Source organism: Streptomyces sp. NPDC055749, assembly GCF_053617235.1.
In genome coordinates, this window is sequence record NZ_JBSHFH010000004.1 from 1 (window position 1) to 26,925 (window position 26,925).

A 26,925-nucleotide genomic window follows, 5' to 3' on the forward strand; every position below is an offset into this window, starting at 1 on the left:
GGCGGCGGCGGTTCGGCGACAGGCCCCGGGGCTCAGTAGCCGGCGACGCCGAGGTCGCGGCAGATCCGGACGAGCTCCGGGTGCACGTACCGCCCGTTCTCCTCGATGGCGACTCCGTCGAGGTAGATGGACGGGCCGACGATGCTGCCGTCGGTGTGGGCGGCGGCCACCCAGGGTTCGCCGCCTATCCAGGCGCCCTTGGTGCCGATGCCGAGCTCGACGCAGCCGAACACCCGCTCGTCCTCGACGATACGGCCGGTGGGGGCGAGGACACCGGGGTTGAAGCCGAGCGACCAGTGCGCGACCCGGAACATGTTCGGGTCGTCGAAGGACTCCATCCAGCGTCGGAAGACGTCCGCGTCGGCGCCGCCCTCGATCTTGGTGACGACACCCTTCTCCACGGTGCAGCGGACCGGGGAGCGCAGCAGGCCGATCTCGTCCGGCGGCCACAGTGCTCCGTCAAAGACGAGGACGCCGTCCTGGGTCTCCTCCAGGGGGTTCCAGGAGATCTGGCCGGAGAGCATGACCGTCTCGCCGGGCTTCTCCGCGGGCTTGCCCCGCAGGTTGATCGGCCGGTCGCCGTTGCGGCCGACCAGGTCGGTGCCGTTGGCGGAGGTGATGCGGACCTCGTCGGCGGCCTCCAGCAGGGCCACGAGGGCCTTGCCGAGGCGGATGACGCCCTGGAAGTCGGGGCGGCCGACGGTGGCGACCAGCATCTGGACGTCCATCGCGGTGAGGTTGGTGTAGCGGCAGCCGTTGGCCATGGCGGCACGGAAGGCGTCGGAGTGCATCAGGTACGAGACGGCGAACTCGATCCACACGTCGGCGTCGGAGATGGCTCCGGCGACGGGCCGGGGCGGTTCCATGGAGGCGCCCGGCAGGGTCTCGTACCAGACGATGACGGGGTGTGCCCCGGCCGCGGCGACGGCCTGTGCGGTGGCCTCGATCACCCGGCGGTCGCTGCTGGTGTCGCCGGTGAGGACGACGTCCTCTCCGGGCTTGACGAGCATGACCTCCTCGACGAGCTTGCGGGCGGCCAGTGCGAGTTCGAAGGTGAGGTACTCGGGGCGCGGTTCGAGCCTGCTGTACATGTCCATGGAGGGTTCTCCTTGCCGTGCGGGTGGTGCTTCCGATGACGCTGATGAGTCATCAGGTCTTGAGGATCTGGGCGGAGTCGCCGAGCGAGCTGCCCGCGATCAGGCCGGCTCCGACGAGGTTGAGCTCTTCGTCGGCGGCCGGGCCGCGCAGTTTGCGGTAGCCGGTCCGTACGACGAGTGCGCCGAGGACGAGCCAGCAAGCCTGGGGGGTGAGGATGAGGAGGCCGGTGGCGAGCATGACGCCCATCTGCCGGCGGGTGCCGCCGAGCAGCTGGATCGCGGCGCCGGGGATGGCCCAGATGAGCATCGTGCGGATGGCGTCGGGGTCGCTGAGTCCGGTGCGGATCGTGTCGGCGTACACCTTGGCGACGGGCGGGATGAGGCCCTGCCCGAAGTAGGAGCTCCAGGCCAGGGCGACGACGACGAGGGCGACGGCGAACCCGACGAGGGCGGCCAGGAACTGCTGGCGGCGGCCCTCGCGCTCGTACGGGTCCCAGGGGCGGTGCTCGCGTCGCAGCAGCCAGCCGGCCTTGAGGTCGTAGCCCATGTCGGCGAAGGCGGGTCCGGTGGCGGAGACATAACCGACGAGCAGGGCCAGCGGTACGGACGGAATGCCTATGGCCAGGCCGAGTACGAGGAAGATCAGGGTGACGGCGAAGGAGGGGAACCAGCCGGACTGCATGGCGGCCAGGCCCACGATCAGCTCGTGGACGAGGGCGGCGAACGCGGCGAACAGCACCCAGCCGACGATGCCGAGCGGGCTCATCTCGCCGAGCAGTCCGCCGAGGACGGCGAGGAGCGCGGCGCCCCCGGTGAACAGGGCGTAGCCACGGATCAGGGCGAGCCGCAGTCCGCGCTCGTCGACGGTGAACACCGTGGTGGGGTCCGCGGGTTCGGCCTGCCGTGCGGCCACCGGTTCGGCCTCGGCCGCTTTGCGGCGCTTGCGGTCGCGGTGGCCGACGAGCAGGACGACGGCCTGCCCCAGGGCGACGATTCCGGCGCCGACCATGACGCCGTGCGGGATGAACCCGGCGCCCAGGTCGGTGCCGAACAGGTCGGGGCCGTACTGGCGCAGCAGCAGCCCGATGCCGAACATCAGCAGCGCCCAGACGTTGCCGAGGAAGGCGACGCCCGCGGCGGAGAGCGGGAGGCTGAAGAGGGTTCCGGCGAGGCCGACCGCGGTGCCGCCCACCAGGATGAGGGCGCGGCGTCCTCCCCGGTCGCCTGCCTTGATGGTCTCGGCGGCTGCTACGCCGGGCGGCCAGGCCGCGTCCGCGGGCAGCAGCCGGGAGCCGAAGGCGCGGTAGAGCACCCAGGCGTCCACGAGCAGTCCTACGAACGATCCGGCGAGCATGGGCCAGACCAGGTCCTCGCGCCCGAAGACGTAGGGAATGGCGACCGAGGTGAGCAGGGCGTTCGCGGAGGCGAACGTGGCGGCGGAGATGGCGCTCTGGGCCAGGTTCTGGCGGTGCACGGAGCGCATTTTGCGGAGGAAGTTCAGTGGGATGCGGCCGATGAGCATCGCCACGAGCGCGCCGACCACGGAGGTGTTGGCGGAGATCCCGAGCTTGGTGACCAGGTCGATACCGATGATGGCGCCGACGGCGGCGAGCACCACGAGGACGACCATCATGAGGGGTTCCAGGACGCGCGGATGCGTCCGGTTGTCTTCGGCCCCGGTTGGCGGTGGGACGCGGTGCGGGGCGGAGGCCTGGTGCGCCATGGGGCACCTCCTTCGGTGAGCGGGACTGGGGAGGGCGGTTGTCCCGGGTGGGTGCGCGGGTACGGCGGGGCGCACCCGTGGCCCGGGGGCCGCTGGGTGATGGGGGTGGTGCGGAGCGGGTGGGGTCAGCCGCCGAGGGCGGCGGTGATCTCCGCCGCTCCGGCGCGTACCAGGGGGACGAGGGTGTCGGTGGCCCGGTTCACCCGGTGGGACGGGCCGATGACGGTGAGGGACGCGGGGACGCCGTCGCCCTGGAAGACGGGTGCGGAGACTGCGGTCACGGCCTCGTCGTACTCGCCGTGGCTGACGCAGAAACCGTCGGCACGGACCTGGGCGTAGCAGGTGAGCAGGGCGTCCAGGTCGGTGATGGTGCGGTCGTTGAAGCGGGTGAGGCCGGTGGCGCCGGTGGGGCCGAACATCTGCCGGATCTCGCGCTCGGGGTGGTACGCGAAGATGGTGTGTCCTGACGCGCCCGCGTGGCCGGGCATGACGGCGCCGATTATCGCCGTGTAGCGGACGGGGCCCGTGCCGTCGACCGCGGCTTCGCAGCGGTAGCTGCCGCCGTGCGGGACGTTCAGTACGACGCTCTCCCCCGTCTCGCGCAGCAGCCGGGCGAGTACGGGGCGGGAGAGCGCGGACAGGATGCCGCTGTGTTCGCCGACCCTGGCAAGACGGGAGAGCGCGGGCCCCGGACGGTAGCGGCGGCTGGTGTCGTCGCAGAGCAGGAAGCCTCGGGCGGCCAGAGTGGTGAGGAGGCGCTGGACGACCGCCTTGTCCCAGCCGTGGTGGCGGGCGAGCTCGCTGACGCCCCATTCGGGCCGCTGCTCGGTGAAGGTGAGCAGGACGAGCAGGGCGCGGTCCACGGTCTGCAGCACGCCGGCGGGCTGGGTGCCTGCTTCGGCTCCGGTACTGGTGGTCGTGGCGCGTTCCGCCATGGTCCGGCCCTCTTTCGTCCAGGTCGACGGCTGTCTGTCGGTGCGGAAATCGCAACGCCGTTGCGATTTCTGGCGAAAGGATGCGGGCGCGTTCGGTGGGTGTCAAGGGTTTGCCAGGAATTCGCCTCGGCCGCGCCGGGGACATGGCAGTGGCCCGGCAGGATGCCTGCCGGGCCAGTGCTGGGCGGGGAGCGGTGCTGGTCAGCCCATGAGCCGTACCGGCTGTTCGCGGACGCTGCTCCGCTCCTGGGGCTCGAAGAACGGCCGGTCCCGGGCCGCGTACGGTACGAGTTCCGTCCACCATTCGGCGAGCGGGTCGTACCGGGCCTGCACCAGCTGCCCCACCAGTTCGGGGCGCCGTGCCTGGAGGATCCGGAGCATGAAGGCGGGCCCCTGGTCCAGTTCCTGCACCCCGTCGACGACGATCTTGCCGATCTCCGTCGACATGACGGGCCCGCGGGCGGTCCGCGCCAGGCCCGACACCCCTCGGATCGCGTCCTGGTAGATCCGTACGAGGCGGGCGAGCGGCAGACCGAAGTAGCGCCGCGGGCCCGTGTCGCGCTCGACGAACATGTAGTACGGCACGGCGCCCAGTTCGACCTGCGTCTGCCACAGGTCGGCCCAGACCGCCGCGTCGTCGTTGACGTGGCGTACGGCGGGCGCCTGGGTACGGAGCACGGCGCCGGTGGACCGTATGCGCGCCAGTGCCGCGCGGGCCGCCGGAGTGCGCAGTTCACGGGCGTGCGAGACGTGCAGCATCAGCGCCAGATGCCGGCCGCTGCTCACCACCTGCTCGAAGAGCCGCAGGGTCGCGTCGGCGTCCGGTCCTTCGAGGAAGCGCTGTGGCGCGAACGAGAGCGCCTTCGTGCCGATGCGCACCGTTCTGACCTGCCGTCTCGACGGGTCGAGCAGAGGGTCCACGTACTCGCGCAGGAGCGCTGTCCGCATGACGAGCGGGTCGCCGCCGGTCAGCAGCACGTCCGTGATCTCCGGGTGCCGGTCCAGATGGCTGGTCATGACCTGGGGACCGGTCAGCGCCTGGCGCTGGGAGCTGTCGCCGGTGAACTGCGGCCAGCGGAAGCAGTAGGCGCAGTAGCTGTGGCAGGTCTGTCCCTGGCGGGGGAAGACCAGCAGCGTCTCCGGGTACTTGTGCTGGAGGCCCCAGCCGTCCTCGGGCACGTTGAGTTCGAGCTGACCGCCCGGGTGCGGGTTCAGGCGGGCCCGGATGTCCGCGACGGTCGTGCGCAGCGCCTCGGGTCCGAGCGCGGCGGCGCGCTCCACGGTCGCGAAGTCCGTGGGGGCGAGCATGTCGCGGTGGGGCATGACGAGGCGGTACAGCGGGTCGTCGGGGGCCCGCGACCAGTCGATCAGTTCGTCGGCGACGTACGAGCTCACCTTGAAGGGCAGCACCCGGCCGACGATGTCGACGTCGTGGGCGAGCTCCCGGTCCGCCGTGCGTTCCTCGACCAGCCGGCGGAGGCGTTTTCCGGTGTAGACCTTCAGCACCCGGCCGCCTCACGGGTATCCGCGTAGTACTGGCGGAGCATATCCCCGAGTACCGGGAAGGCCGGCACGAAAGCGAGAATGTCGGGCGGCGGCGTGAAGGAATCGTCTATGTCATCCGCGTGCTTTCTGTACGACGTCTCGAAGAGACCTTCCAGAATTCCCGGCCATTCCACCGGAATGCTCCAGTCCCATTCGTGTCCGGTGGCGAGCCGGTGGACCACCGCATAGCGGATGGTCTCTTCACGGCTCATCGTCTCGATCGGCGCGCGCACCGGGCGGAACATTTCGAGTTCGGGTGCGGATTTCCCTTCCAGAATCCAGGTGGCCATACGGGCGGCGAGCAGCGGGGACATATGGAGGCCGTCGCGGTAGGTGCCGGTCATCAGCCACAGACCGCGCACCGCGCTCTCGCCGAGCAGCGGGAAGCCGTCGAGCGTGACCGGCCGGTTGCCGACCTGCACCTTCTCGATGCCGCTGAACCACAGGTCGCGGCGGAGCTGGCGCACGGCGCAGTCGAGCAGGAACTGGATGCCGCGCACGCTCGACAGCCGGCTGGGTTCGGGACGCATGGTGTTGGTGGCCCCGACGTAGACCTGGCCCGTGCCGCGCGGCACGAGGTGCAGCCCGCAGGCGAACGCCCGGTTGGGTGTGCGTATGACGCTCTCGGGCAGCGCCACGGCCGGGTCGGTCCGCAGCAGGGCCGAGATGCCGAACCCGCTGATCAGCCGGGGGATTCCGGCCGCCGCACCCGGGACGCCGTCGAGCAGGTCCTGCGAGCCGACACCGGCGGCGAGGACGACGACGGGGGCGTTGAGCCGGCTGCCGTCGCCGAGCAGGACGCCGTGCGCGACCCCGTTGCCGGCCACGACCTCGGCGGCCCGGTCGGCGACGAGCGTCCCGCCGCGGCGGACGAAGGCCCGCTCCAGCGAGCGCAGCAGGGCCGCCGAGTTGACGCCGTGCTCGCCCGGGATGAAGAGCGCGGCCAGCGGGCGGGCGGTGGGCTGGGGGTCCAGCCAGTCGAGCGAGGCGACGTCGATGTCCTCGTACGGCTCGTCGTAGAGGTCGAGCGACTGCCTGATGGCGAGCATGCTCGCGTCGTCGATCTCCGGGACGCCGATGGTGTTGTGCATGACGACGGTGCCGCGCGCGGTCCTGATCGCGCCGGCTTCCTCGTCGCCGGCGTCCTCGGCGAGTTCCGCCAGCCAGCTGTCCCAGACCCGGGTGGCGGCCACGTCCAGGTCGAGTTTGGCCCGCCCGTGCTCGCTGCCGAGCGTGGTGCCGGTGACCTCGCCGAAACAGCCGAGCATCGCGCCGGAGGCCGTGGAGGCAGCCATCGGCCGGTGGGGTTCCCCGATCAGAGCGACCCGTTCCCCGCGCCGGATCATGGTGAGCGCGAGCGAGAGCCCCAGGGCCCCGTTCCCCACCACGACGACGTCAAAATTCCCTGATCCCCGCGACTCCGTTGTCACAGATTTCCTCCGTGTCGGTATTCGTGAGTTTCGAACCGCGACTCATCATGAATGGCGGAGAAAAGAGTGTCCAGGGATCGAATTGGGACGCATGGCCGAAGTACGTCTCCCCTGCCGTCACATATTGCCCGGAAACAATGTACGGCCACATGCATACACATCCTGCGCAAGGGTAAAAAGGAACCGTCCCGCACCGTCCGAACCCGTGGGACCGCTGATTCCCGATCCCGCGATGTCACCGAACAAGTGCTTTGCCCGGCCGCTTACGGCACGCGTTTTCGGCCGGTCCCGGCCGATGGACCCGGGATTCACCCGTCCGGTTCCCGGGGCGGGCCCACCCCAGCCCCGGCGTCACCCGTTCGGCCTAACGTTGACTGGGGTCCCGCACCGCCCCGGTACGGGGCCGAGGCCCACCTGCCGGGCCCCTGACCCCCTACCCCAACCGGCCGGGAAGTTGCAGCGTCCATCCGGGTGAGGCGCGATGGAGGTCGGACGCGCCTTCCCTGCTGGAGCCACCCACAGGACGCGCCCGGGCGAGGAGGAATCGGCCATGGGAGCCGCAGACGGTTTCACGGATTCCGCAGAGCTTGACGGTCTGAACGTCTACGACAGCGAGGGCGAGAAGGTCGGTAGCGTGGGGCGGGTGTACGTCGACGACGTCACGGGAAAGCCCGACTGGATCACGGTCAAGACCGGCATGTTCGGTATGAAGGAGAGCTTCGTACCGCTCGCCGGAGCCCGCCGGGTCGCCTCCGACCTGCACATCTCTCATCCGAAGGACACGGTCAAGGGCGCCCCGCGCGTGGACGCGGACGCCCACCTCTCCGTATCGGAGGAGGAAGAGCTCTACCGCCACTACGGCCTCACGAAGAAGTCGACCACAAAGGCCGCAGGATCGGCGGGCATGGGGACCGGCACGGGCCCCGGCGCACCGACCGTGGCCGGCACCGGCGCGATGGGTGCCGCGGGAGCTGCCGGCGCGGCGGGAGCCGCGGGCGCTGCGGGGAAGGGCCGCACCACCGGCACCGGTACCGCCAAGACGACGACCGCCGGCACGACCGGAATGGCGGGAGCCGGAACGGGCGGCGGAACCGGCGCGGGCCGGCACCGTGAAACCTCCGCGACGACGAGCCGTCCGCTCGCGGGCGCCGGGGCCGAACGGTCCGCGGCCGACCGTGGCGGCAAGGACGAAATGATCCGTTCCGAGGAGCAGTTGCACGTCGGCACGGAGGAGTACGAGAGCGGAAAGGCACGCCTGCACAAGTACGTGGTGACCGAGAACGTCACTCGCACCGTCCCCGTCTCCCATGAAGAGGTACGCATCGTCCGCGAACCTCTCCGGCCGGACGAGAAGTCCACCGGGCAGACCGACTTCGGGGAACAGGACGTCGAGGTCACCCTTCACGCGGAACGGGCCACCGTCCGCAAGGAGGCCGTGCCGGTGGAGCGTGTCCGCCTCGAAACCAACAAGGTCACCGAACAGAAGGAAGTCTCCGCCGAGATCCGCAAGGAGAAGATCGACTACGCGGACGGGAAGGACATGGGCAGCGGCAAGGACACGGGCGGCGAGTTCGGCCAGGGACGCCGCCGCTGACCCCCTGTTCGCGACGACCGATGCACCCCAGAGACAGGGGGCGGACCCGCACCGTGCGGGCCCGCCCCTTCGTCGCGTACCGGATCCGAGGGGCGCTGAGCAACGGGCAACGGGTAATGGGCGGGTAACGAGGTCTTCCTACCGTGTCGCGGCGTCGTGGTCCGGCTCGCGGAGGGAGAAAATCCGGTGACAGTGCCAGCGGTGGAGACGGTCACCATCCGAGTGCTCGGTGGCTTCCGGGTGGAGTGCGGCGGCCGGGCGCTGCCCGCCGGGCGGTGGTCGCGGCCCAGTGCACGGCGGCTGCTCAAGGCATTGGCGCTGGCGGACGGCGGCCGGATGGACCGCGCCCGGCTCGCCGCATTGCTGTGGCCCCGCGCGGACCGCACATCGGCGGCGCGGAGTCTGCGGGTGGCCCTGCACGCGGTACGGCGGGCGCTGGAACCCGGCCTGCCCGCCAGGGGCCCGTCCTCGTACATCGTGTCGGGCGAGGACGGTTCGGTGGGTCTGGTGGACGGGCGGGTGCGGGTGGACCTGACTGTGGTCCGGGAGGCGGCGGAGCGGTGTCGCCCGTACGAACTGGGCGGACTGGTACGGGCGTTGCTGCCGGAGATACTGCCGGACGACGGCGACGAGCCTTTCGTGCGGGCCGCTCGCGGTGCGCAGCGCGTGTTGCGGCGCGCGCTGGCCGTCGACTGTGCGGAACACGGGCACGATGCGGGCGCAGGTGTGAACGATGTACTGAGGGAGGTCCTTCTTGCCGACCCGTTAGCGGCGGACGTCTGCCGTGCGCTGCTGCGACGTCTGATCGCGGCGGGCCGCCACGGCGAGGCGGTGCAGCAGTATCACGCGTACCGCAGGGCACTGGTCGATGCCTGCGGCACCGAGCCCGACGCACCACTCCGTGAGCTTTTTGCGCGGGCCCTGTCCACGCCGCCCCCGACCAGTCCCTCCGGCTGCGACGAGCTCGAATTCGTGGGCAGGGACGTTGAGTTGACGCTACTCACGGCACTCCCCCGCCCCGCTCGGCCCTCGGTCGTCGAGCTCACCGGCGAACCGGGCATAGGTCTGTCGCGCACTCTCTCCGAGGTCGCCGCCCGCTTGCGCGGGAGCGGGGCGCATGTCCTGCACGCCGCCGCGGAAGGCACTGGCAGCGGGTACAAGGCGGTGCTCGCGCCCCTCGACGACTTCGTACGGCGGCTCGACGCCGACGCCCGCGCTTCGGTCGCGCTGGCGCATTCCGACCTCGCGGCCGTACTGCCTTCCCTGTACGGGGACATGGAGCGGGTGGACGACGCGAGTGTCGGGGATCTGTGCGCCTTCCTCACCGGTCTGGCCCGGTCCCGTCCCGTCGTCCTCCTCGTCGACGACCTGGACCGGGCCGGTCCGGACGCCGTGCGCGTGCTGCGCGGGCTGGTGGCGCGGTGTGCTCGGCTTCCGGTGAGGTTCGTGGTGGCGTACCGCAGCCGGGAGCGCCGTTGGCGGGGTCGTATCGGTGCGGCGCACCGGCTCGTGCTCGGCGGACTGAGTGAGGCGCAGTGTGTGCGGCTGGCGGGTGGTGGCCATGCGGGGCACGAGGTCTTCGCCCGTTCGGGGGGCAACCCGCTGTGCGCCGTGGACGCGATGCGGGGTGGAGCGGGGCTGGTCGACCGGCGCCTGCGGCGGGAAGTGACGCAGGTACGGGAGGTGGTGACGCTGATCGCGCCGCATCCCGGAGGTCTGTCACCGGCCGCGCTCGCGCGGCGGGCCGGCCAGGAATCGCGTGCGCGGGTCCTGGCCGGCCTCGAACAGGCGTTGTGCCTGGGCTGGTTGCGTGCCGGGCCCGGCAGGGAGGGCGTCGTGTACACGGTCGCGCTGCCGGTCGGGCGTGCGGTGGCTGCCGCCCACGGGGTGCGAACGGCAGCCGGTGCGGGGTTACTTCAGGGCGTAGGCCCGGGTGATGGTCTGGACGGTCCGGTTGCCCGCGTCGTCGCTGACCTCTGTCTTGATGGACACGAACCCGTTGGTGTCGGCGAGTTCGGCGTTGCGGAACGAAGCCCGGAAGGAGTTGCCGTCGATCCGGTCCACGTCGGCGGACTTCCAGGTGGCGCCGTCGTCGTAGCTGACGGACACCTTGGCTCCGGCCATCCGGGTGGAGCCCTCCCAGCCCTTGGCGCGGGAGGCGTCCACGGTGAAGGAGTACCGGTCACCGGCCGGTACCCGGTTCAGGATGTCGGTGTTCATCCCGTAGTCGAGCAGGACGACCGGCAGTGCCTCGCACCTAGTGGCCGCGGGCACGGTGGCCTTGCAGTTGTCGACCTGCATCTCCGTGGGCGCGGCGGAGGAGAACCCGTACTCGGTAACGACCTTGTTGCCGAGGTTGACGCCCGTGTAGTCCCTGGGACGGGTGTTGGTGTCGACGAACCGGTACTCGGCCTTCTCCTTCACCATGAGCTGCGTGGTGTCGGTGATGAGTTCGCCGTTGCGGTAGTACGTCCAGGCGCGGGACCGGCTGCCCCTGATGTAGTGGTCCGGGTCGGAGTCGCCGCCGAGCTGGCTGCCGAATACCGTGCCGACGTCGGTGCGGCAGAAGTTGCAGATGTACTGGGTCCAGTTGGACGGATGCATGGCCGGTTCGGACCAGCTCTCCTCCGTCACCTGGCCCGGCCGGTAGCTCTTGGCCGTCTCGTTGAGAGATGCGGGGTAGTCGGTACGGGCCGAGACGTTCTGGCCGTACGTCACCGAGGCTGCGGCGCGGACGTAGTCGTCCCGCTGATGCCCCTGCTGGAGGAACTGGCCGGAGCGGAACGAGGTCATGGGGTACGGGCCCCAGGAGTGCGTCGTGAAGTAGCCGACACGATCGGCGCCATCGCTGTGGAAGGAGTTCTTGATCTTGGCGAAGTCCCCGGACCGGGCAGTGATACCCAGGTTCGCCGGGATGCCTTCGTTGAAGTCCCACTGCCCCGAGTAGGCATAACCGGCTTCCTCGACACCCTTCAGCGCGACCGTCGTACGGCCCTTGGCCAGGCTTGCCGCGAGCTTGGCGGCGTCGGCGTGACTCGTGGCGATGTAGGGGACGGTGACACCGAGGATGACGATGCCCTGTGGGGAGTCGTCGTTGGGCGCCAGGATGATCGCGGAGGCTCCTGCCGTCTCGACGGACCTGACGAGCGTGGAGCCTCCGCTGGTGGAGTCGACGTGCAGCAGGGCGGCCTTGCCCTTGAGGTCCTTGCCCGCGAGGTCGGCGGCCGAGCCCGTACCGACGTCGACGACGTCGAAGGACTGCGTTCCGTCGAAGCGGTTGAGGTAACTGGACGTCTTCGCGGTGATGGAGAAGGCGTCGGGCCGGGTGACGGTCGCCCGCACCATCGGTTCCCGCCGGCTCTGATAGAAGGAGGCCCACAGCTCGCCGGTGGCCGGCTCGGCACTGGGAATGGCGCCGAAGTGCTGGTCGGACCAGTTGGCCAGTCCGGCGACACCCGACATGGACCGCCGGTTGGTGGCCGAGGTCCTGGTGAGCTGCTGCGAGAAGTCGGAGTTCTCCAGGGCACGCTTCTCGTCGCTCGCGACGATCCGGAAGTCCGTGGCCTTCGTGGCGTCGACCGTGGCGCTGCCGTCCTTGCCGGTGAGGTCGATCTCGGCGACGTTGAACAGGTCGGTCGCGTACCGCGTGGATGCCTTGCCCGTGCCACGGGTGTTCACCTGTCCCGTGACGGTGTACTTCCCGGCGGGCAGCCGCAGTTCCTGGTGCCCCCCGGCGAGATCGACCGATGTGAAGTAGTCGTTGTCCAGCCCCATGAGCAGGTACCGGACACCCTCCGGTGCGCCGCCGCGCCGGTCCTTGAAGTCGAGTGTCAGACCGTAGCGCTTGCCCTCCTTGGTGAAGGCGACGGCGGTGTGGGCGGTGGCGCCGTCAGCGGTGGTCGCGGTGACCCGGCCGCTGTACTCGCCCTCCGCGACGCCGTCCGGGTCGAGGACGACGGGGACTTCGGCGGTGCCGTTCGCCGGGACCGTGACCGGCTGCGCGGGCAGCGTGACGGCTCCGCTCGGGAGAGTGCCGCCGGCCTCGGAGGCGAGGGTGACGGTGGTGCCGGTGGCGGTCGGGTTGGAGAGGGTGATGGTGCGGGTCTCCTTCTCGTACGCCCCTTCCTGCCACTCGACGAGGCCGAAGTCGCCGCTGCCGGACAGTTCCAGCTTCGGGTCGAGGGCGGCCGGGATGTCCACTCGGCCGTTGCCCTGCTGGTACGCCGTGTAGGCGGGCGCGGGCTTGGCGTGGGCGGTCAGTGCGTTCTTGATGCGCTGGCCGGTCCAGTCGGGGTGGCGCTGGGCGAGGATGGCGGCGGCGCCCGCGACGTGCGGGGTGGCCATCGATGTGCCGTTCAGCGAGGTGTAGTGCTCGTTGACGGGCGTACCCAGGGAGGTGCCCGCCGCGCGGGCCGCGACGATCGCGACTCCGGGTGCGGTGATCTCCGGCTTGATGGCGTAGTCGCCCTTGCGCGGGCCCCGGCTGGAGAACCCGGCCAGGGCGTCGGCCTTGTCCACCGCACCGACAGTGAGCGCGGAGTCGGCGGTGCCGGGGCTGCCGATGCTCATCGCGCCGGGGCCCGCGTTGCCCGCGGCGATCACGAAGAGGGTGCCGGTCGACGCGCTGAGCCTGTCCACCGCCTCGGTCATCACGTCGCCGCCCGCCGTGGCGGGGCCGCCCAGGCTCATGCTGATGACGTCGGCGCCCTCGTTCGCGGCCCATTCCATACCGGCCAGGATCCCGGAGTAGCCGCCGGAGCCCGCGTTGTTGAGGACCTTGCCGATGATCAGGTCGGCGGCCGGTGCCACGCCCTTGAGCCTGCCGCCCGCGTTGGCTCCGCTGCCCGCGATGGTGGCCGCGACATGGGTGCCGTGGCCCTGGCCGTCGTCCACGGTCTGGCCGTCCACGAAGCTGGCCGTCTTGGTGATCCGGTCCTTGACGTCGGCGTTGGTGAGGTCGATGCCCGTGTCGAGGACGGCTACCTTCGTGCCCGCGCCGTCATACCCGGCGGCCCACGCCTCGGGGGCGCCGATCTGCGGCACGCTCTTGTCCAGTGAAACCTTCGCCTTGCCGTCGTACCAGAGCTTCGCCACGTCGGCGGCGCCGGGAGCGGTGACGGTCCTGCCCTTGGCGGGCTTCCTGCTGACCGGCTTGACCGCCTGCCAGAAGGACTTCGCCCCGCTCTTGTCGACGCGTACTCCGGCCATGTCCAGGCGGTCGATGACCGGACCCCGGTCGCCGGCGGGGAGGGCGTCCACGCGCTGCTTCAGGGTGTCCGCCGAGAGCTTTTCGGCGTACGAGACGATCACCGGCATCTCACCGGACTCGGCGTTGCCGTAGCCGTCCTTGATCAGCTGCGTCACGTTGAAGAGCCGCTTGTCGACAGCTCCGGACGCGACGGCGTCGCTCGCGTCCGAGGGGAATACGTACAGATCGCCGTTGGGCTCGGCAAGGGTCTCGAAGTACTTCGAGGTGCCCGCCGCCGCCCGGGCATCCACGGACTTCCTGCCGTCCGTCCCGGTGGCGACCGAGACGGTGTCGCCGGTGACGAGAGTGATGTCGACGGTCGTGGCGGCCCGGGTTGCGGGCTGCACGACTCCGGTCGCGGAAGGCGCCGCCTGGGCTCCGAGTGCACCGGTGAGGCCGGGCAGGGTGGCGGTGACGGCTACGACCGCGGCGGTGGCCAGCAGTCGTTTCCTGGTTCTCCCTCGCGAAGAGTGCTGCACGTGCTCCTCCTAGATCGGGGGCGATGGCGCACGCCGCGGAACGACAGCGAAGGGGGAACGCCCCTCGTGTCATGTACAGGTACGGCGTCGCAGTCCGGGACGCTACAACCGGCTTCTCACGGCAAAGAAGGGCAAGTGACGGCGCATTGGTGCCAGGGTCACCTAAGCGCCGGACCGGCGACCGCCCTCACCTCATTTGCCGCCCTCCGGTGGCGGCGTGGGCCGGATCCAGCCGCGCTGCGCCGCGTACCAGCCCAGTTGCATACGGGTCTCCGCGCCCGCCCGGTCCATCAGGGCCCGCGCCCGGCGAAGCACTGTCCGTCTGCCGAGGCCCAGTTGTCTGGCGATCCCCTCGTCGGTCATTCCGGTGAGCAGCAGCGTGAGCAGCCGGACGTCCGACTCGCCCAGTTCCGACGCCGTCGCGCCCGGCGGTCCGGTGATCGTCGTGAGCGGCAGCCCTGTCGCCCAGAACTGCTCGAACAGCGCGATCAGACCGTCCAGCAGAGGGCTGGGCCGGACAAGCACGGAGCCGCGGTGCCCGCCGAGGCCGTCGTCCGGAGCGGGCAGGATCGCCAGTTCGCGGTCGACGACGACCATCTTCATCGGCAGCCGGGGCGCCGACCGGGCCTCCTCTCCCGCATCGACGTACCGGCTGATCCGGCCCAGGCCGCCCGGGCCCTCCAGCGACCGGCGGTCGTAGATCGTCCGGTAGCGCACCCCTGCCGAAAGCTGCTCCATCTCACGGTCGTTGGAGAGCACGTCGGTGTCACCGCCGAGGGAGGTGTACGGCGGCACGTCGAACATGAGGACCTCGTCGCGCGCCTTGCTCTGGATCTGGTCGATGCGCTGGGCGACCGCCGCGTCCGGGGTGAACTCCACCGGAACCCGGTCCGTCTCCCGCCGCCGGGCGGTGGTGCGGTACGCGGCGGCGAGCTGTCCCATGGCCGCGCGTGCGGTGTGCAGTTCCTGCATGCGGCGCAGCAGGAGGACCTCTCCCGCGATGTCCGGCGGCGAGGCGATCACCCGGGGCGGCTCTTCCTCCGTGTGCGTGAGCAGCCCATGCTCGACCAGCCCTTGAAGCGCCCCCTCGATCTGCTCGGCCGGCAGCCCGGTCAGGGCCGGCAGCCGGTCGATCCGGCACGGTCCCTGGCGTACGAGTTCCGCGTAGATCCGGGTCTCCCCATCGGTCAGTCCCAGAGCTTCGAACACCACAATCCCTCCCTGGCCCGGCACAGTCGCCCCAGGGTCGCCGCCCCGCCCGGCGCACGGAACCGCCTCCTCCGGCATCGGCGCGCACAGTAACGCCGCAGTAACGCTCAGCCTGTAGACAGCTGTCGTACGGGTGACAGCTGATCGCTAAGGTGTGCGCCATGTCAGGTCCGGCCGAACTCCCGCGCGCACCAGGGCTGTCCCTGCACCTCCTGGGAGGATTCGCGGCGGTTCGTGACGACGGGGTGGCCATTCCCCGGAGGTGGCGGCGGAGCACCGCGCAGACCTTGGTGAAACTGCTGGCGGTGGCGCCCGGCCGGCGCCGTCACCGCGAGGAGGTCATGGATCTCCTCTGGCCGGACACTCCGGCGGAGGCGGCGGTACGGAATCTGCGGGTCACCCTGCATGCCGCACGCCATGCGCTGGAGCCGGAGCTGAAGCCCCGCGTCCCTTCCGCGTACCTCGTGGCGGATGGTGATCTGGTGTTCCTCGCAGCGGAGTTGGTCCGGGTCGACGCCGACGAGGCGGAGGAGGCCGCACGCGCGGCGCTCGCCGCGGGCGACGCCGAGGCGCTGGAGGGCGCGCGGCAGGCGCTGGAAGCGGAGCTGCTGCCGGAGGACCGGTACGCGGACTGGGCCGTCGAGCGCCGCCGCCGTATCGACGTACTGCGCGAACAGCTCGTCCCGGCCCTGGCGGGGCGGCTGTTGGCCGACGGCCGTACCGACGACGCCGTCGCGCTGCTCCGCGGCGCGGTGGACCGGTCCCCCGCCGACGAGGCTCTGAGTCTGCTGCTCGCCCGCACCTGGTACGACATGGGCAGACCCCGCCAGGCCATCCGCCAGTACCACGCGTGCCGCGAGGCGCTCGCCGACGAGCTGGGGGTGCGGCCGGGGGCCGAACTGGAGGCGCTGCACCGGTCCGCGCTGTCCGCGCTCGACGCACTGGGCTCCGCGCCGCCGGCCAGTGCCGTGCCGGAGGAGGCGCCGCTGCCCCCGGCCATCCGCCGCCCCGAGCCGCTGCCCCTCTTCGGCCGCGAGCGCCCGCTCGCCCTCCTGGCCGGGCACGCCTCGGCGACGGGCGGTGACACCCGGCTCGTCGTGGTGCGCGGTGAGGCGGGTATCGGCAAGACCCGGCTGGTCGCGGAGGCCGCCCGGGAGGCGGCCGCGCAGGGCGTCCGTGTGCTGTGGGGCACGAGTCACGAGGCCGAGGGGCAGACTCCGTACGGGGTGTTCGCGGACGCTCTCGAAGGTCACCTCGCGGGCTGCGGCACCGAGGAGCGGTCCCGGGTGAGCGCGGAACACCCGGGCCTGGCCGCCCTGGTGCCCTCGCTGGGCGGCGGGCCGCCCGCCGCGGCGAGCCCGGAGGAGGAGCGCGCCCGGCTGTTCCGTGCCGTGGCCGGGGTCCTCACCGATCTCGCGGCGACGCGTCCCGTACTCGTCGTTCTCGACGATCTGCAGTCCGCCGACCCCGGGTCGCTGAGCCTCCTCCACCATCTCGTGCGGACCGCGCAGACCAGGCGCTGGCAGTTCATCGCCACCTGCCGCGACGAGAGTCTTCAGCCGGACGACGTGCGACAGCAGGTGCTCGACGGCATTCTGCGCCAGCGGATGGCGGTGGAGATCGATCTGCTGCGGCTGAGCCGTGCGGACTGCTCGGGTCTCGCCGCTGCGGCGGCAGGCCTCGACGGGCGGGCGCAGGACCGTCGAACGGCGTCGCGTATCTTCCGGCTCTCGCTCGGCAACCCGCTGTTCGCCCTCGAACTGACCACCGGCCCCGAGGCCGACCTGGAGCACATGGTGCCGCGGGCGAGCACCACCGCGGAGCCGCGTGCCGAGGCCGTTCCCGACAGCATCCGCCGACTCGTCCGCAGTCGGCTGGCCCGACTGCCCGGAGGGGCCAGACACACGCTCGCGGCGCTTTCCCTCGCGGGCGGCACCGCGGTCTCGCTCACCGAGCTGGAGTCGGTCGCCGCCTCCGGTCTGCATCCACCGCTGTACGGGCCCGAGGTGACGGCCGCGCTCGACGCGGCCGTCGGTTCGGGACTCGTCGAGGAACGCGATGTCGTCCTCGGCGGCAGGCCGGTCCTCGGCTACGCGTTCCGCCACCCCCTGGTACGGCTGGCGTGTACGGAGCAGTTGGGCAGGGCCGCGCGCCGCCTGCTCCACCAGGCGTACGCGGAGACGGTGCTGCGGCTGCGGCCGGACGCCGTGGACACTCTCGCCTTCCACATGACGGTGGCTGACGACGCACGGGCGCCGGTCTACCTCCGCGCCGCCGCCGACCGGGCGGCTGCCCTGTACGCCAACGACAGCGCCTGCGACTACTACGAGGAGCTGGTCACCCATCTCGACGCCGCGGACCGGGCCGCGGCGGCCGACGCCCGGCTGGCCTGGGGGCAGGTGCTGCGCCGCGCCGCGCGCTATCCGGAGGCCGAGAAGGTGCTGCGCTGGGCCCTGCGGGACCTGGAGTCGGCCGCCGACCACGGCGGGGCGCTGCGCGCGGCCGTGTCGCTGGCCGAAGTGCTCGGCCGGGCGCAACGTCCGCTCGAAGGTCTCGACGTGCTCCGTGCGGCGCCCGCGAACAGCCGGTCGGCAGTCGCCGACCGGGCCGCGCTGCACCTGGCCATCGGCGCGCTCACCTTCTACGCCGGACAGTACGACGAGACGATGGCCGCCCTGCGCCGGGCGGAACTGGAGACGGCCCGGCTGCCCGAAGCGGACCGGGACCCGCTGCTCTCCCGGCTGTTCACGATCCGCGCCGCCGCTCTGATGGTGTCGGGGCAGGTGCGCGAGAGCCGTGGGGCGGCCGAGGCGGCGCTGCTGACGGCCGAGCGTGCCGGCGATGCGGCGCTGCTCTCCAGCGCGCTGTCCGTCGTGGGCGAACTGGCCCGTGAGGAGGGCCGGTCGGAGGCCGCGCGGGACTACGCGCGGCGCGCGGTGTCGATCGCACGGCGGACCGGGGACCCCACCGTCCTCGCTTTCGACCAGAGCAACCTGGCGGGCGCCGAGCTTCTGGTGGGCGAGCACGGGCGGGCGACGGCGCTGGCCAACGCGGCGGTGCGGCTGGCCCGTTCGCTCGGACCTTCCTGGGTGCTTCCCTACGCGCTGGTCGGGCTCGCCGAGGTCGAACTGCGCTGCGGGCGCCTGGCGGAGGCGGACAAGGCACTGGCCGATTGCGCGGACGCGGTGACTCTGGCGCGTGACCCGCAGGTGCTGGACGGGATGCGGCGGCTCACGGAGGAGCTCGCCGCCGCGGAGGCCACCAGGAAGGCTGCTGCGAAAGCCGTACCCGCACCACGGTAATTCGTGGGTAACGCGGGTTTCCTACGGTCTGGCCAGCCCTGGAACACCAGGGCGTGTGTGCCCCGTGTTCCAGCCTCCGAGGAAACGTACCCATGTCTGCTGCCGCCCCCGACGCGTCGTCCGGCGCCGCCGGTCCGGACGAATCGGTCCGCGCCGTCGTCGACGCGGGCGGCGAGCCATGGGCCCGCATCCTCGGTCTGCTGGAACGGCGCCGGTGCGAGCTGCCCGTGGGCAGCGTGCTGGAACTGCACAGCGCCAACCCACAGGTCCGTTCGTCCCTCCGAGGGTGGTGCCGGCTCACCGGCTCCACCCTGCTCTCCGAGGAGGAGACGGGCGACGTGAGTGCGTACCGCATCAGGCTGCCGCCGCCCCCCGTGCACGGCACACCGACCCCGTTCCCCCTCCAGAAGCCGGAGTCCCCATGAAGCCCCTTGCTCGCGCCAGACTCGTGGCGGCGGTCACCGTCGCCGCCCTGTGCTCGCCGGCCGTCCTGCCGTCGGCGACCGCCGGGCCCGTACCGGAGCCGTCCGTCACGGCGTTCGGTGCGTCAGTGAGCCGCACGGTCACCCTGATCACAGGTGACCGGGTGACGGTCACCACCACGCCGGACGGCCGGAAATCGTACAGCGCGGTGCCCGCCGAAGGTTCGGCCCCGGGCACGGTCCTCGCCCGTACGGACATCGACGGCGACGCGTACTTCTACCCGAGCGATGTGATCGGCAAGGTCGGTTCCCTCCTCGACCCGCAGCTGTTCAACGTCGACGGGCTGGTCCGCGACGGCTACGACGACTCCCGCGTCGACGCGCTGCCGCTGATCGTGCGGCGCACCGGCACCGACCGTCCCGAGGCGCTCAAGAGCGATGGGCTGATGCCCGCCGAGCGGGACTTCCACGCGCTGAAGGCGAGCACGGCCGTCCTCGACAAGGACGACGCGGACGACGTCGGTGACGCCCTCGACAGCAAGGGCGCGCTGGACGGCGTCAAGAGCATCTGGCTCGACGGCAAGGTGCGGGCGGACGCGCTGGACCGCAACCTCACCCAGATCGGCGCCGACACCGCGTGGCAGGCCGGCCGCACCGGCAAGGGGGTCAAGGTCGCCGTGCTGGACACGGGCGCCGACCCGACGCATCCGGACCTCGCGGGCCGGATCAGCGCTACCAAGGACTTCTCGGGCAGCGGCAGCGCGGTCGACAGGCAGGGTCACGGCACCCATGTCGCGGCGACCGTGGCCGGCAGTGGCGCGGGTGCACCGGGCCTCCGTACCGGCGTCGCGCCGGACGCCGACCTGATCGTCGGCAAGGTGCTGGACGACAAGGGTTCCGGTTCGGACTCGCAGGTCATCGCCGGTATGGAGTGGGCCGTCGCGCAGGGCGCGAAGGTCGTCAACATGTCGCTGGGCAGCGGCCCGACCAACGGACAGGACCCGGTCACCCAGTCGCTCGAAGCGCTGGCCACCTCGTCCGGCACGCTGTTCGTGGTGTCGGCGGGCAACAACGGTCCCAACATCTCCACCGTGTCCGCCCCGTCGATCGCCCCGCACGCCCTGTCGGTCGCGGCCGTGGACTTCGCGGGCGGCACCGCCTCGTTCTCCAGCCGTGGGCCGTCGTTCAACGGCACGGTCAAGCCGGAGATAGCCGCCCCCGGCGTCAACATCGTCGCGGCACGCGCCGCCGGCACCAACATCGGCACCGTGCAGTCCGACCCGGCGTACACCGCCCTGTCCGGTACGTCGATGGCCGCCCCGCACATCGCGGGCGCCGCGGCACTGCTGGCCCAGGAGCACCCCGACTGGACCCCGGACCAGCTGAAGCACACCCTGATGGGCAGCGCGACAGCGCCGTCACTCCAGTCTGGACAGACGGTCTATGACGTCGGCACCGGTGTGGTGAACCTGCCGGCCGCGCTGAAGCAGACGGTCGTGGCCGACGCCGGTGCAGTCGACTTCGGGCGCCTGGACGTGGCCGACGGCACCGCGACCCGTACCGTGAAGCTCACCAACAAGGGCGGGGCCTCCGTCACCCTGGGCCTCATGGGCACGTTGGCGACACCAGGTTCGACGCCTCCGGCCGGCATGCTGAAGCTCTCCGCCTCCTCCGTGACGCTGGGTGCCGGTGAGTCCACGGATGTCACTCTGACCGTCGACACCACCGGCACTCCGACCGGTACCTACACCGGCGCGCTGACGGCGCTCCCCGCCGGTGGCGGCCAGGCGCTGCGCGTCCCGCTTCTCCTGGACCGTGCACAGTCCGTCAAGATCACCACGCTCGACCGCGCGGGCAAGCCCGCGCCCGCCCAGATCTCCCTGCTCAACGCGGACAGCGGCGCATCCCTGAACGCGGAGGTCCGCGCCGAGGGAACGCGCGACCTGCGGGTTCCCGAGGGCCAGTACATGGGCCTGGCGATGATCGCGATGACCATCGACGGACTCCGTCAGATCGCGATCGTCAGCGCGGACCTGAAGGCCGGCTCCAACGAGCTCGTCTTCGACGCCCGCAAGGCCCGCCGCTGGACCGCGTCCCTGGAGGGCAAGGACACCCGCCCCGAGTTCATGCTCGGCAACCTGACCCGTACCACGGACGACGGCCGGTTCGGTATCCGCCACAGCATGCTGGCCGGTGGCGCCTACGGAACCTTCCCGAAGGACGCGCTCTGGATCACGCCGACCACCGAACCCCACCTCGGCAAGGTCGCGTTCAACGAGCGCTGGCGGCTCGCCGACGCGGACAGCGACATCACGGTCGGCGACACCTCCGCGCTCTACGACGCTGCCTACGCGCAGACTGATGTCAGTGACAACCCCGAGCGACGGCTGACCCGCGGTGAGGTCGAGAAGTTCGCCAAGGTCCGCACGACGTTCCGGGGCATGAACGAGAGGCTCCGCTACCAGGAGGGCAGCACGGTCTACGGGACCGGGCTCGGCGGCCTCAACACGTCCTCGCCGTCCTACCTGACCGTCCCGCACGAGCGCACGGAGTACATCCAGGCCGAGGACAGGATCTGGCTGCGGTTCACCTACCGCAACCAGGGCGGCGTGCAGATGAACTACCCGCCGACCCAGTTCACCTACGAGCCGGGCACCTCCACGAAGGACACCTGGTTCGACGGACCGTTCTCGGTGCTCGCCACCGGCCAGGCGACCGGTTCTCGTCTCCAGCTGCAGATCGACGACAGCGTCAACCCGGACGGACTCGTCGCACGGAACGCCGACTTCAACTTCCCTCAGCGCACCCAGTCCACGAGCCAGCTCTACCGCAACGGCACGCTGGTCTCCGGCTCGGGCTCACGGATCGACAAGACGTTCGAGAACGCGGACAAGGCCTCGTACGAGCTTCGGCGCACCGTCACCTCCGCCGGGATCTTCCCGATGGGTGGCGAGTCGACCTCCAAGTGGAACTTCACCGCAGGTGGCACGGGTGAAGCGGCGACTCCGGTGAAGCTGCTCAACGTGTCGCTCGACGCGCCGCTGAACAACATGAACCAGGCCCGCGCCGGCCGTTCGCTGACCGTGAAGGCCGACGTGACGGGTGCGGTCGACGGCCTGAGCAAGGTCCGCGCCTGGGTGACCTCCGACCTCGGCGTCACCTGGCAGCAGGTCTCGGCGCACCGGGACGACAACGGCGACTACCGGTTCACCGCACCGGGTTCGGCCCTCACGTCCGGTGGCTTCCTGGGCGTCCGTGTGACGGCCGAGGACAGGCAGGGCAACACCGTCGACTCGGCGCTTCCCCGGGCCATCCCGGTCGGATGATCCCGCGCTGACGACATGACGGTGCCACCGTCCCCTGGAGGGGCGGTGGCACCGTCATGTTCAGAAGCGGCCGAGTGCCGCCTTCAGCTCATCCTCGTCAGGAGGATTCGCACCGGCCCGCGCCACGGTCACGGCGGCCGAGGCCGCCGCGTGACGCAGCACCTCCGTCACGGCGTCCGGGCCCATGGAGCGCAGCCGCTCGCGGCCGTCCGCGCCGAGCAGCCCTAGCGCGGCGAGTGCGTGCACTGTGCCCGACATGAACGCGTCGCCCGCTCCGACCGTGTCGACGACCTCGGTGGGCAGCGCGTCGACCGCGACCCGGCCGCCGGGGAGTACGGCCAGCGCGCCTTCGGCTCCGCGGGTGACGAGGACGAGGGCGGGCCCGGTGGCCTGCCAGCGCTCGGCGACCCTTTCCGGGTCCTCCCCCGGGTACAGCCACTCCAGGTCCTCGTCACTGGCCTTGACGACATCGCTGAGCGCGACACAGCGTTCGACCCGGCGTACGGCGGTGTCGTGGTCGCCCATCAACTCCGGCCGCACATTGGGGTCGTAGCTGATGGTCGCCGCCGCACGCGACGCCTCGACGGCGGTCAGTACGGTGGCCGCGCCCGGCTCCATCACCGCGCCGATCGACCCGGTGTGGACATGCTGGTGCGGCTGTCCGGAGCCGGTCGGTGCCAGGGTCCAGGTGATCTCGAAGGTGTACGCGGCCTGGCCGCCACCGTCGAGGGTCACGGAGGCGGACGGTGTCGGAGCCGTGGCGCCGTCGGTACGCACCCGCACCCCGGCGGCCGTCAGATGGTCCCTGATCAGCCGCCCGTTGGCGTCGGGACCAAGCTGGGTGAGCAGAGTGGCGTTCCGCCCGAGCCGGGCGAGACCGTAAGCGACGTTGGCCGGGCTGCCGCCCGGGTGGACCACGTCGGCCGCACCGGGGAGCCGGACGATGTCGGCGACGCATTCGCCGATGACCAGCACGTCGAGTCTGTCAGTCATGAGGGTGGGTCTCCCTGGAGTGCGGTGACGAAGGTGTCCTGGTAGGCGGTGCGGCCTCCGAACACATTGAGCCCGATCCTGCCTCGTACGAAACGGGTGTCCGTCGTGTCGATGACGGGCCGCCCGTCGACGAACACCTCGATCCGGCTGCCGAGTGCCCTGATCCGCAGCGGCAGGCTGATGCCGGCCCGCAGGAGCAGGGGCACTTCGACGAGTACGGTCGTCTGCCCGCCCTCCTTTCGGAACAGCCGGACCGTCCGCAGGTTCGGGTCGAGGTTGACCGCGTATCCGTCGGCCGCGTCGGGCGAGGCGCGCAGCAGGACGGAGCCCGCACCGCCGGTCCCGTCGGGTCCGCCGAACCGCACCAGCGTGGTCAGTTCGAGGTCGCCGTACTCGGTGGCGGAGACGGCGGTCGAGTCCCGGTCGAAGACGCCGGTGCGGCCCGCGCCGGTGGTCTCCCAGTGCCCGGCGGGGACGACGGCGAGCTCCCCGAGTCCCCCATTGCGGAATTCTCCGCCGCCCGGCACCTCGGCGGGCTTCGGGTCGGCGTCCGTCACCCGGAAGACGTCTCGCAGTCGGTGCACGGTCAGTCCGACGATCCGCGCGGAGCCTCCGGTGACGTAGAAGGCCATGCCCAGGTCGTCCGGGCGGGGGAAGAGCAGGCTGCTGATGGTGACCTGTCCGTCGCCGCCGAATACCTCGACCGATGAGCTGTCCATGAACAGGCGTATGCGCAGCCGCCGTTCACCCTCGACCGTGGCGAGCGGCAGCGGGGCGGTGGTCCTTCCGGCGAAGTGCTCCGTGAAGTCGCTGACGCCGGATTCGGTGCGGTCGACAAAGAGACGTTGGGCGACAACGTCGTAGCCCACGACGGTCCGCCGGTCTCCTCCGGTTCGCAGGCGGAGGCCGAATTCGGTGGCGGGCCCGGTGCCGGGCAGGGCGATCTCCGCCTCGATCTCGTACGAGCGCCCGTGGACGGCCGCGAGCGGGTTGGCGGAGTCCGGCCGCACGGTGACACCGCTGATGGTGGTGCTTCCCGAGCGCAGGGTTTCGAGCTCGACGGCCGGGCGCTGTACCAGCCCCTTGCTGGACAAGGTGAGTTCGCGGGGAACGCTCAGGGCGCCGTTCCACTCGCCGGTGGGTGCGCTGAACGCGTAGTCCCAGTTGCTGAGCCAGCCGAGCTGGACGCGTCGCCCGTCCGGAAGTCCGGCGAAGGTCATGGCGGCGTAGTAGTCGCGGCCCGCCTCGGCACGCAGGGGCGTGCCCGCCGTGTTGGTGGTGGTGAAGGTGGCGCCGTCCCAGTCGCCGAGGAAGTACTCAGCCGCCGAACCGTCCGTTTCACGCACCGCGCCCGTCGACAGAGCGAGCACCCAACGCACCTGATCCGCTTGGCCGTCGACGGGCAGCGGGAACAGGTCGGGGCACTCCCAGACTCCGCCGACGACCCAGTCCCCGTAGCCGAAGGAGGAGCGGTGGGCCCAGTGGAGGAGGTCGGTGGAGGTGTAGAAGCGGACATGGTCGCCGCCGGACACCACCATCACCCACTGACCGTGCTCCTCGTCACGGACCACCTTCGGGTCGCGGAAGTCCCAACCACCGTCCGGCCCACCGGGGTTCTGCACGACGGGCCCGGTGCCGTGCCACTGCCAGGAGCGGCCCCTGTCCAGGCTGAAGGCGGCGCGCACCGACTGGTTCCCGCCGGGCTTGTCCGGGTGGTAGCTGGTGTAGAAGGCGAGCAGCCCGGAGCCGCCGCCGAAGAGCCCGCTGGCATCGTCGGTGTCGACGACGCACGATCCGGACCAGCTGTGGCCGAACTCGGAGACGGGCAGGGCGACGGGCAGTGCACGCCAGTGGAGGAGGTCGGTGGAGACGGCGTGCGCCCACTGGCCCGCGTCCTGGTGGAAGAGGTGGTACTCGCCCTCGTACCGGACGAGTCCGTTGGGGTCACTCGTGCGCGAGGCGAGCTGGGTGTAGTGGTAGCCGGGTCGGTAGGTGTCCGTGTAGTACGTCTGCGGAGTACGGGCGCGGACCTCCTGGAAGACGGCTGTTCCCCCGGTCGCGGCGAGTGCGACGGCTGCTCCGTCGGTGCGGGACGCGGTGGCGGTGAGGACCTGGACCCCGTCCACCGTCACCGTCAGCCGCGTACCGAGGGCGCGTATCTCCGTCCGGTACGTGGAGCCGGCGACGAAGGGGCGTACGGGTGGTGCGGACCGGGCGAGTACGCGGCCGTCCGCCCGGTCCACGAGGCGTACGCCGCTCGCGTCGAGGCGGGCTTCGTAGCCGCCCTCGCCCGTGGCGCCGGCGCGTACCACGAGGCCCGCTGTCGCCGCCCCCGCCAGGAGGACATCGGCGCTCAGCAGCGCGTCGCCGCCCGGGAAGGGTGCGGTACGCAGCGCCGTGGCGCCCTCGGACCGGATACCGCGCAGGTCGGGGGTCCAGCTGCCGGTGACGTCCCACCAGCCCTGAAGGTCCGTCACCAGGCCGGTGGCCGCGACGTTCTCGAAGGAGGCCGAGCCGTTGTACGTCTGGACGCCGAGCTGCCCGGCGGTGTGGGTGGCGTCCTCGGCCGTGATCACCGGGGCGTAACCGTCGGGGGTGATGAAGTCGGTCTGCCAGCGGACCGTGAGCCGCTTGCCGTCCGCCCTGACCATGAGCCGGTAGACCTCGCCGACCTCGACCGGTGTGCTGTACGTGCCGAGAGTGGCGTCCCCGTCGATGCGGTAGAGCCGCAGCCTGTTCAGGTTCGGGTCGATCTGCACGCCGTAGCCGGAACCGGCGCCCGCGTCGGTACGCAGCAGGAGGGCGGCGACGGCGTACGGATCGTGGATCTGGATGTCCGCCTGGTAGGCGGTGTCGTGGACGCGAGTGGTGGCGACCGCACGGGTGTTGGTGTCGGCGGGTGCCGTGGCGCGCCAGCCGAACGCGGTGGCGCTCCAGGTGCCGCCGGTCGTGGTCCAGCCGGTGGCCGTGGTGGTGACGGTGCGGATTCCCGGGGCGCCGAAGAGGACGGTGCCGTTGTAGGCGTGCAGTCCGGCGGCTCCGTGCGCGTAGGCGGTGTCCCGTGCGGTGAGGAGCCGGGTCCCGTCGACGGAGACCGTCAACTGCGGTCCGTCCATCTCGACTTCGAGCAGATAGCCGGTCCCGGGGCGGGCGGTGAGGGCGGCGGGCGGTGCGAGGTCGCGGCCGGTCGCCAGGTCGAAGAGGCGGACCCGGCCGAGGTTGGGGTCGAGACTCGCCGCGTATCCGGCCGTGCCGTCGTCGGTGGCACGGACCACCAACGATCCGACCGCGTACGGCGAGTTGGGATCCACGGTGACGCGGGCCGCGTAACCGGCGACGGCTCCGACGCGCTGCTCGGACAGGGCGAGGGCGTTGCGGTCGGCCCCGGTGACCACCCGCTGTCCGCCGTCGGCGGTACGGGACCAGGTGCCGGTGACCGCGAGCGGATCGGGGATCGCCGCGAGGTCACCCGGCAGGGCCGCCGGGCGGGGCCCGGCCGGTGCGGAGGCCGCTGCCGGGGCGGCTCCGGTGAGCGGGATCAGTGGGGTCAGCAGGGTGAGACCGGCCGTGGACAAGAGCGCACGCCGAGAGATGGACATCGTCGTCTCCTCTGGTGAAGCAG

The 26,925-nt window shown here is 71.3% G+C and carries 13 protein-coding genes and 1 pseudogene; 5 read left to right on the forward strand and 9 right to left on the reverse strand.

Annotated elements, in window-relative coordinates; genetic code table 11:
- Positions 1–32 precede the first annotated feature (32 nt).
- From ACWGO0_RS04050 to ACWGO0_RS04070, 5 genes are all read right to left on the reverse strand, one after another.
- Positions 33–1,097, reverse strand: coding sequence for a hypothetical protein (locus tag ACWGO0_RS04050; protein WP_453527584.1), 1,065 nt, complete (start codon positions 1,095–1,097; stop codon positions 33–35).
- Between the two features lie 52 nt (positions 1,098–1,149).
- Entirely contained in the window at positions 1,150–2,820 is a 1,671-nt protein-coding gene (locus ACWGO0_RS04055; RefSeq protein WP_453527586.1) for an OPT/YSL family transporter, read from the reverse strand.
- A gap of 125 nt (positions 2,821–2,945) precedes the next feature.
- Positions 2,946–3,755: an IclR family transcriptional regulator gene (locus ACWGO0_RS04060; protein WP_453527589.1), complete on the reverse strand. Its 810-nt coding sequence runs from the start codon at positions 3,753–3,755 to the stop codon at positions 2,946–2,948.
- Positions 3,756–3,956: 201 nt separating this feature from the next.
- Positions 3,957–5,261 (reverse strand): KamA family radical SAM protein, encoded by a 1,305-nt coding sequence (locus tag ACWGO0_RS04065; protein ID WP_453527592.1) that lies wholly within the window; start codon positions 5,259–5,261, stop codon positions 3,957–3,959.
- Positions 5,255–6,688: an NAD(P)/FAD-dependent oxidoreductase gene (locus ACWGO0_RS04070; protein ID WP_453527594.1), complete on the reverse strand. Its 1,434-nt coding sequence runs from the start codon at positions 6,686–6,688 to the stop codon at positions 5,255–5,257. The genes ACWGO0_RS04065 and ACWGO0_RS04070 overlap by 7 nt, the downstream gene beginning before the upstream one ends.
- 592 nt (positions 6,689–7,280) lie before the next feature.
- Between ACWGO0_RS04070 and ACWGO0_RS04075 the strand changes: the two genes are divergently transcribed.
- Together ACWGO0_RS04075 and ACWGO0_RS04080 are read left to right on the forward strand one after the other, a co-directional pair.
- A complete protein-coding gene (locus ACWGO0_RS04075) occupies positions 7,281–8,324 on the forward strand; it encodes a DUF2382 domain-containing protein (RefSeq protein ID WP_453527597.1) in 1,044 nt (347 codons plus the stop codon).
- 336 nt (positions 8,325–8,660) lie between these two features.
- Positions 8,661–9,704, forward strand: a pseudogene (locus ACWGO0_RS04080) (AAA family ATPase); the annotation flags it as partial.
- Positions 9,705–10,235: 531 nt separating this feature from the next.
- On the opposite strand, the gene ACWGO0_RS04085 reads toward ACWGO0_RS04080, so the two are convergent.
- Entirely contained in the window at positions 10,236–14,051 is a 3,816-nt protein-coding gene (locus tag ACWGO0_RS04085) for a S8 family peptidase (RefSeq protein WP_453527600.1), read from the reverse strand.
- A gap of 192 nt (positions 14,052–14,243) precedes the next feature.
- The gene (locus ACWGO0_RS04090; RefSeq protein WP_453527602.1) at positions 14,244–15,263 is read right to left on the reverse strand and encodes a helix-turn-helix domain-containing protein; all 1,020 of its coding nucleotides are present in this window, start codon (positions 15,261–15,263) and stop codon (positions 14,244–14,246) included.
- Between the two features lie 158 nt (positions 15,264–15,421).
- On the opposite strand from ACWGO0_RS04090, the gene ACWGO0_RS04095 reads away from it, so the two are divergent.
- The 3 genes from ACWGO0_RS04095 (at position 15,422) to ACWGO0_RS04105 (ending at position 22,310) form a co-directional block, all read left to right on the forward strand.
- Complete coding sequence (locus tag ACWGO0_RS04095; protein ID WP_453527605.1) at positions 15,422–18,562, forward strand: ATP-binding protein; 3,141 nt, start codon at positions 15,422–15,424, stop codon at positions 18,560–18,562.
- 92 nt (positions 18,563–18,654) lie between these two features.
- On the forward strand, positions 18,655–18,987 hold the full coding sequence (locus ACWGO0_RS04100) for a sulfurtransferase TusA family protein (RefSeq protein WP_453527608.1): 333 nt from the start codon (positions 18,655–18,657) through the stop codon (positions 18,985–18,987).
- A complete protein-coding gene (locus ACWGO0_RS04105; protein WP_453527611.1) occupies positions 18,984–22,310 on the forward strand; it encodes a S8 family serine peptidase in 3,327 nt (1,108 codons plus the stop codon). The genes ACWGO0_RS04100 and ACWGO0_RS04105 overlap by 4 nt, the downstream gene beginning before the upstream one ends.
- Before the next feature lie 60 nt (positions 22,311–22,370).
- Here ACWGO0_RS04105 and ACWGO0_RS04110 read toward each other — a convergent pair whose 3' ends face one another.
- Both ACWGO0_RS04110 and ACWGO0_RS04115 read right to left on the reverse strand, forming a co-directional pair.
- Positions 22,371–23,303 carry a carbohydrate kinase family protein gene (locus ACWGO0_RS04110; protein ID WP_453527614.1) on the reverse strand — a complete coding sequence of 311 codons (933 nt, stop codon included), beginning with the start codon at positions 23,301–23,303 and terminating at the stop codon, positions 22,371–22,373.
- A complete protein-coding gene (locus ACWGO0_RS04115; RefSeq protein ID WP_453527617.1) occupies positions 23,300–26,902 on the reverse strand; it encodes a GH32 C-terminal domain-containing protein in 3,603 nt (1,200 codons plus the stop codon). Before ACWGO0_RS04115 ends, ACWGO0_RS04110 begins: the two co-directional genes overlap by 4 nt.
- Between the last annotated feature and the right edge of the window lie 23 nt (positions 26,903–26,925).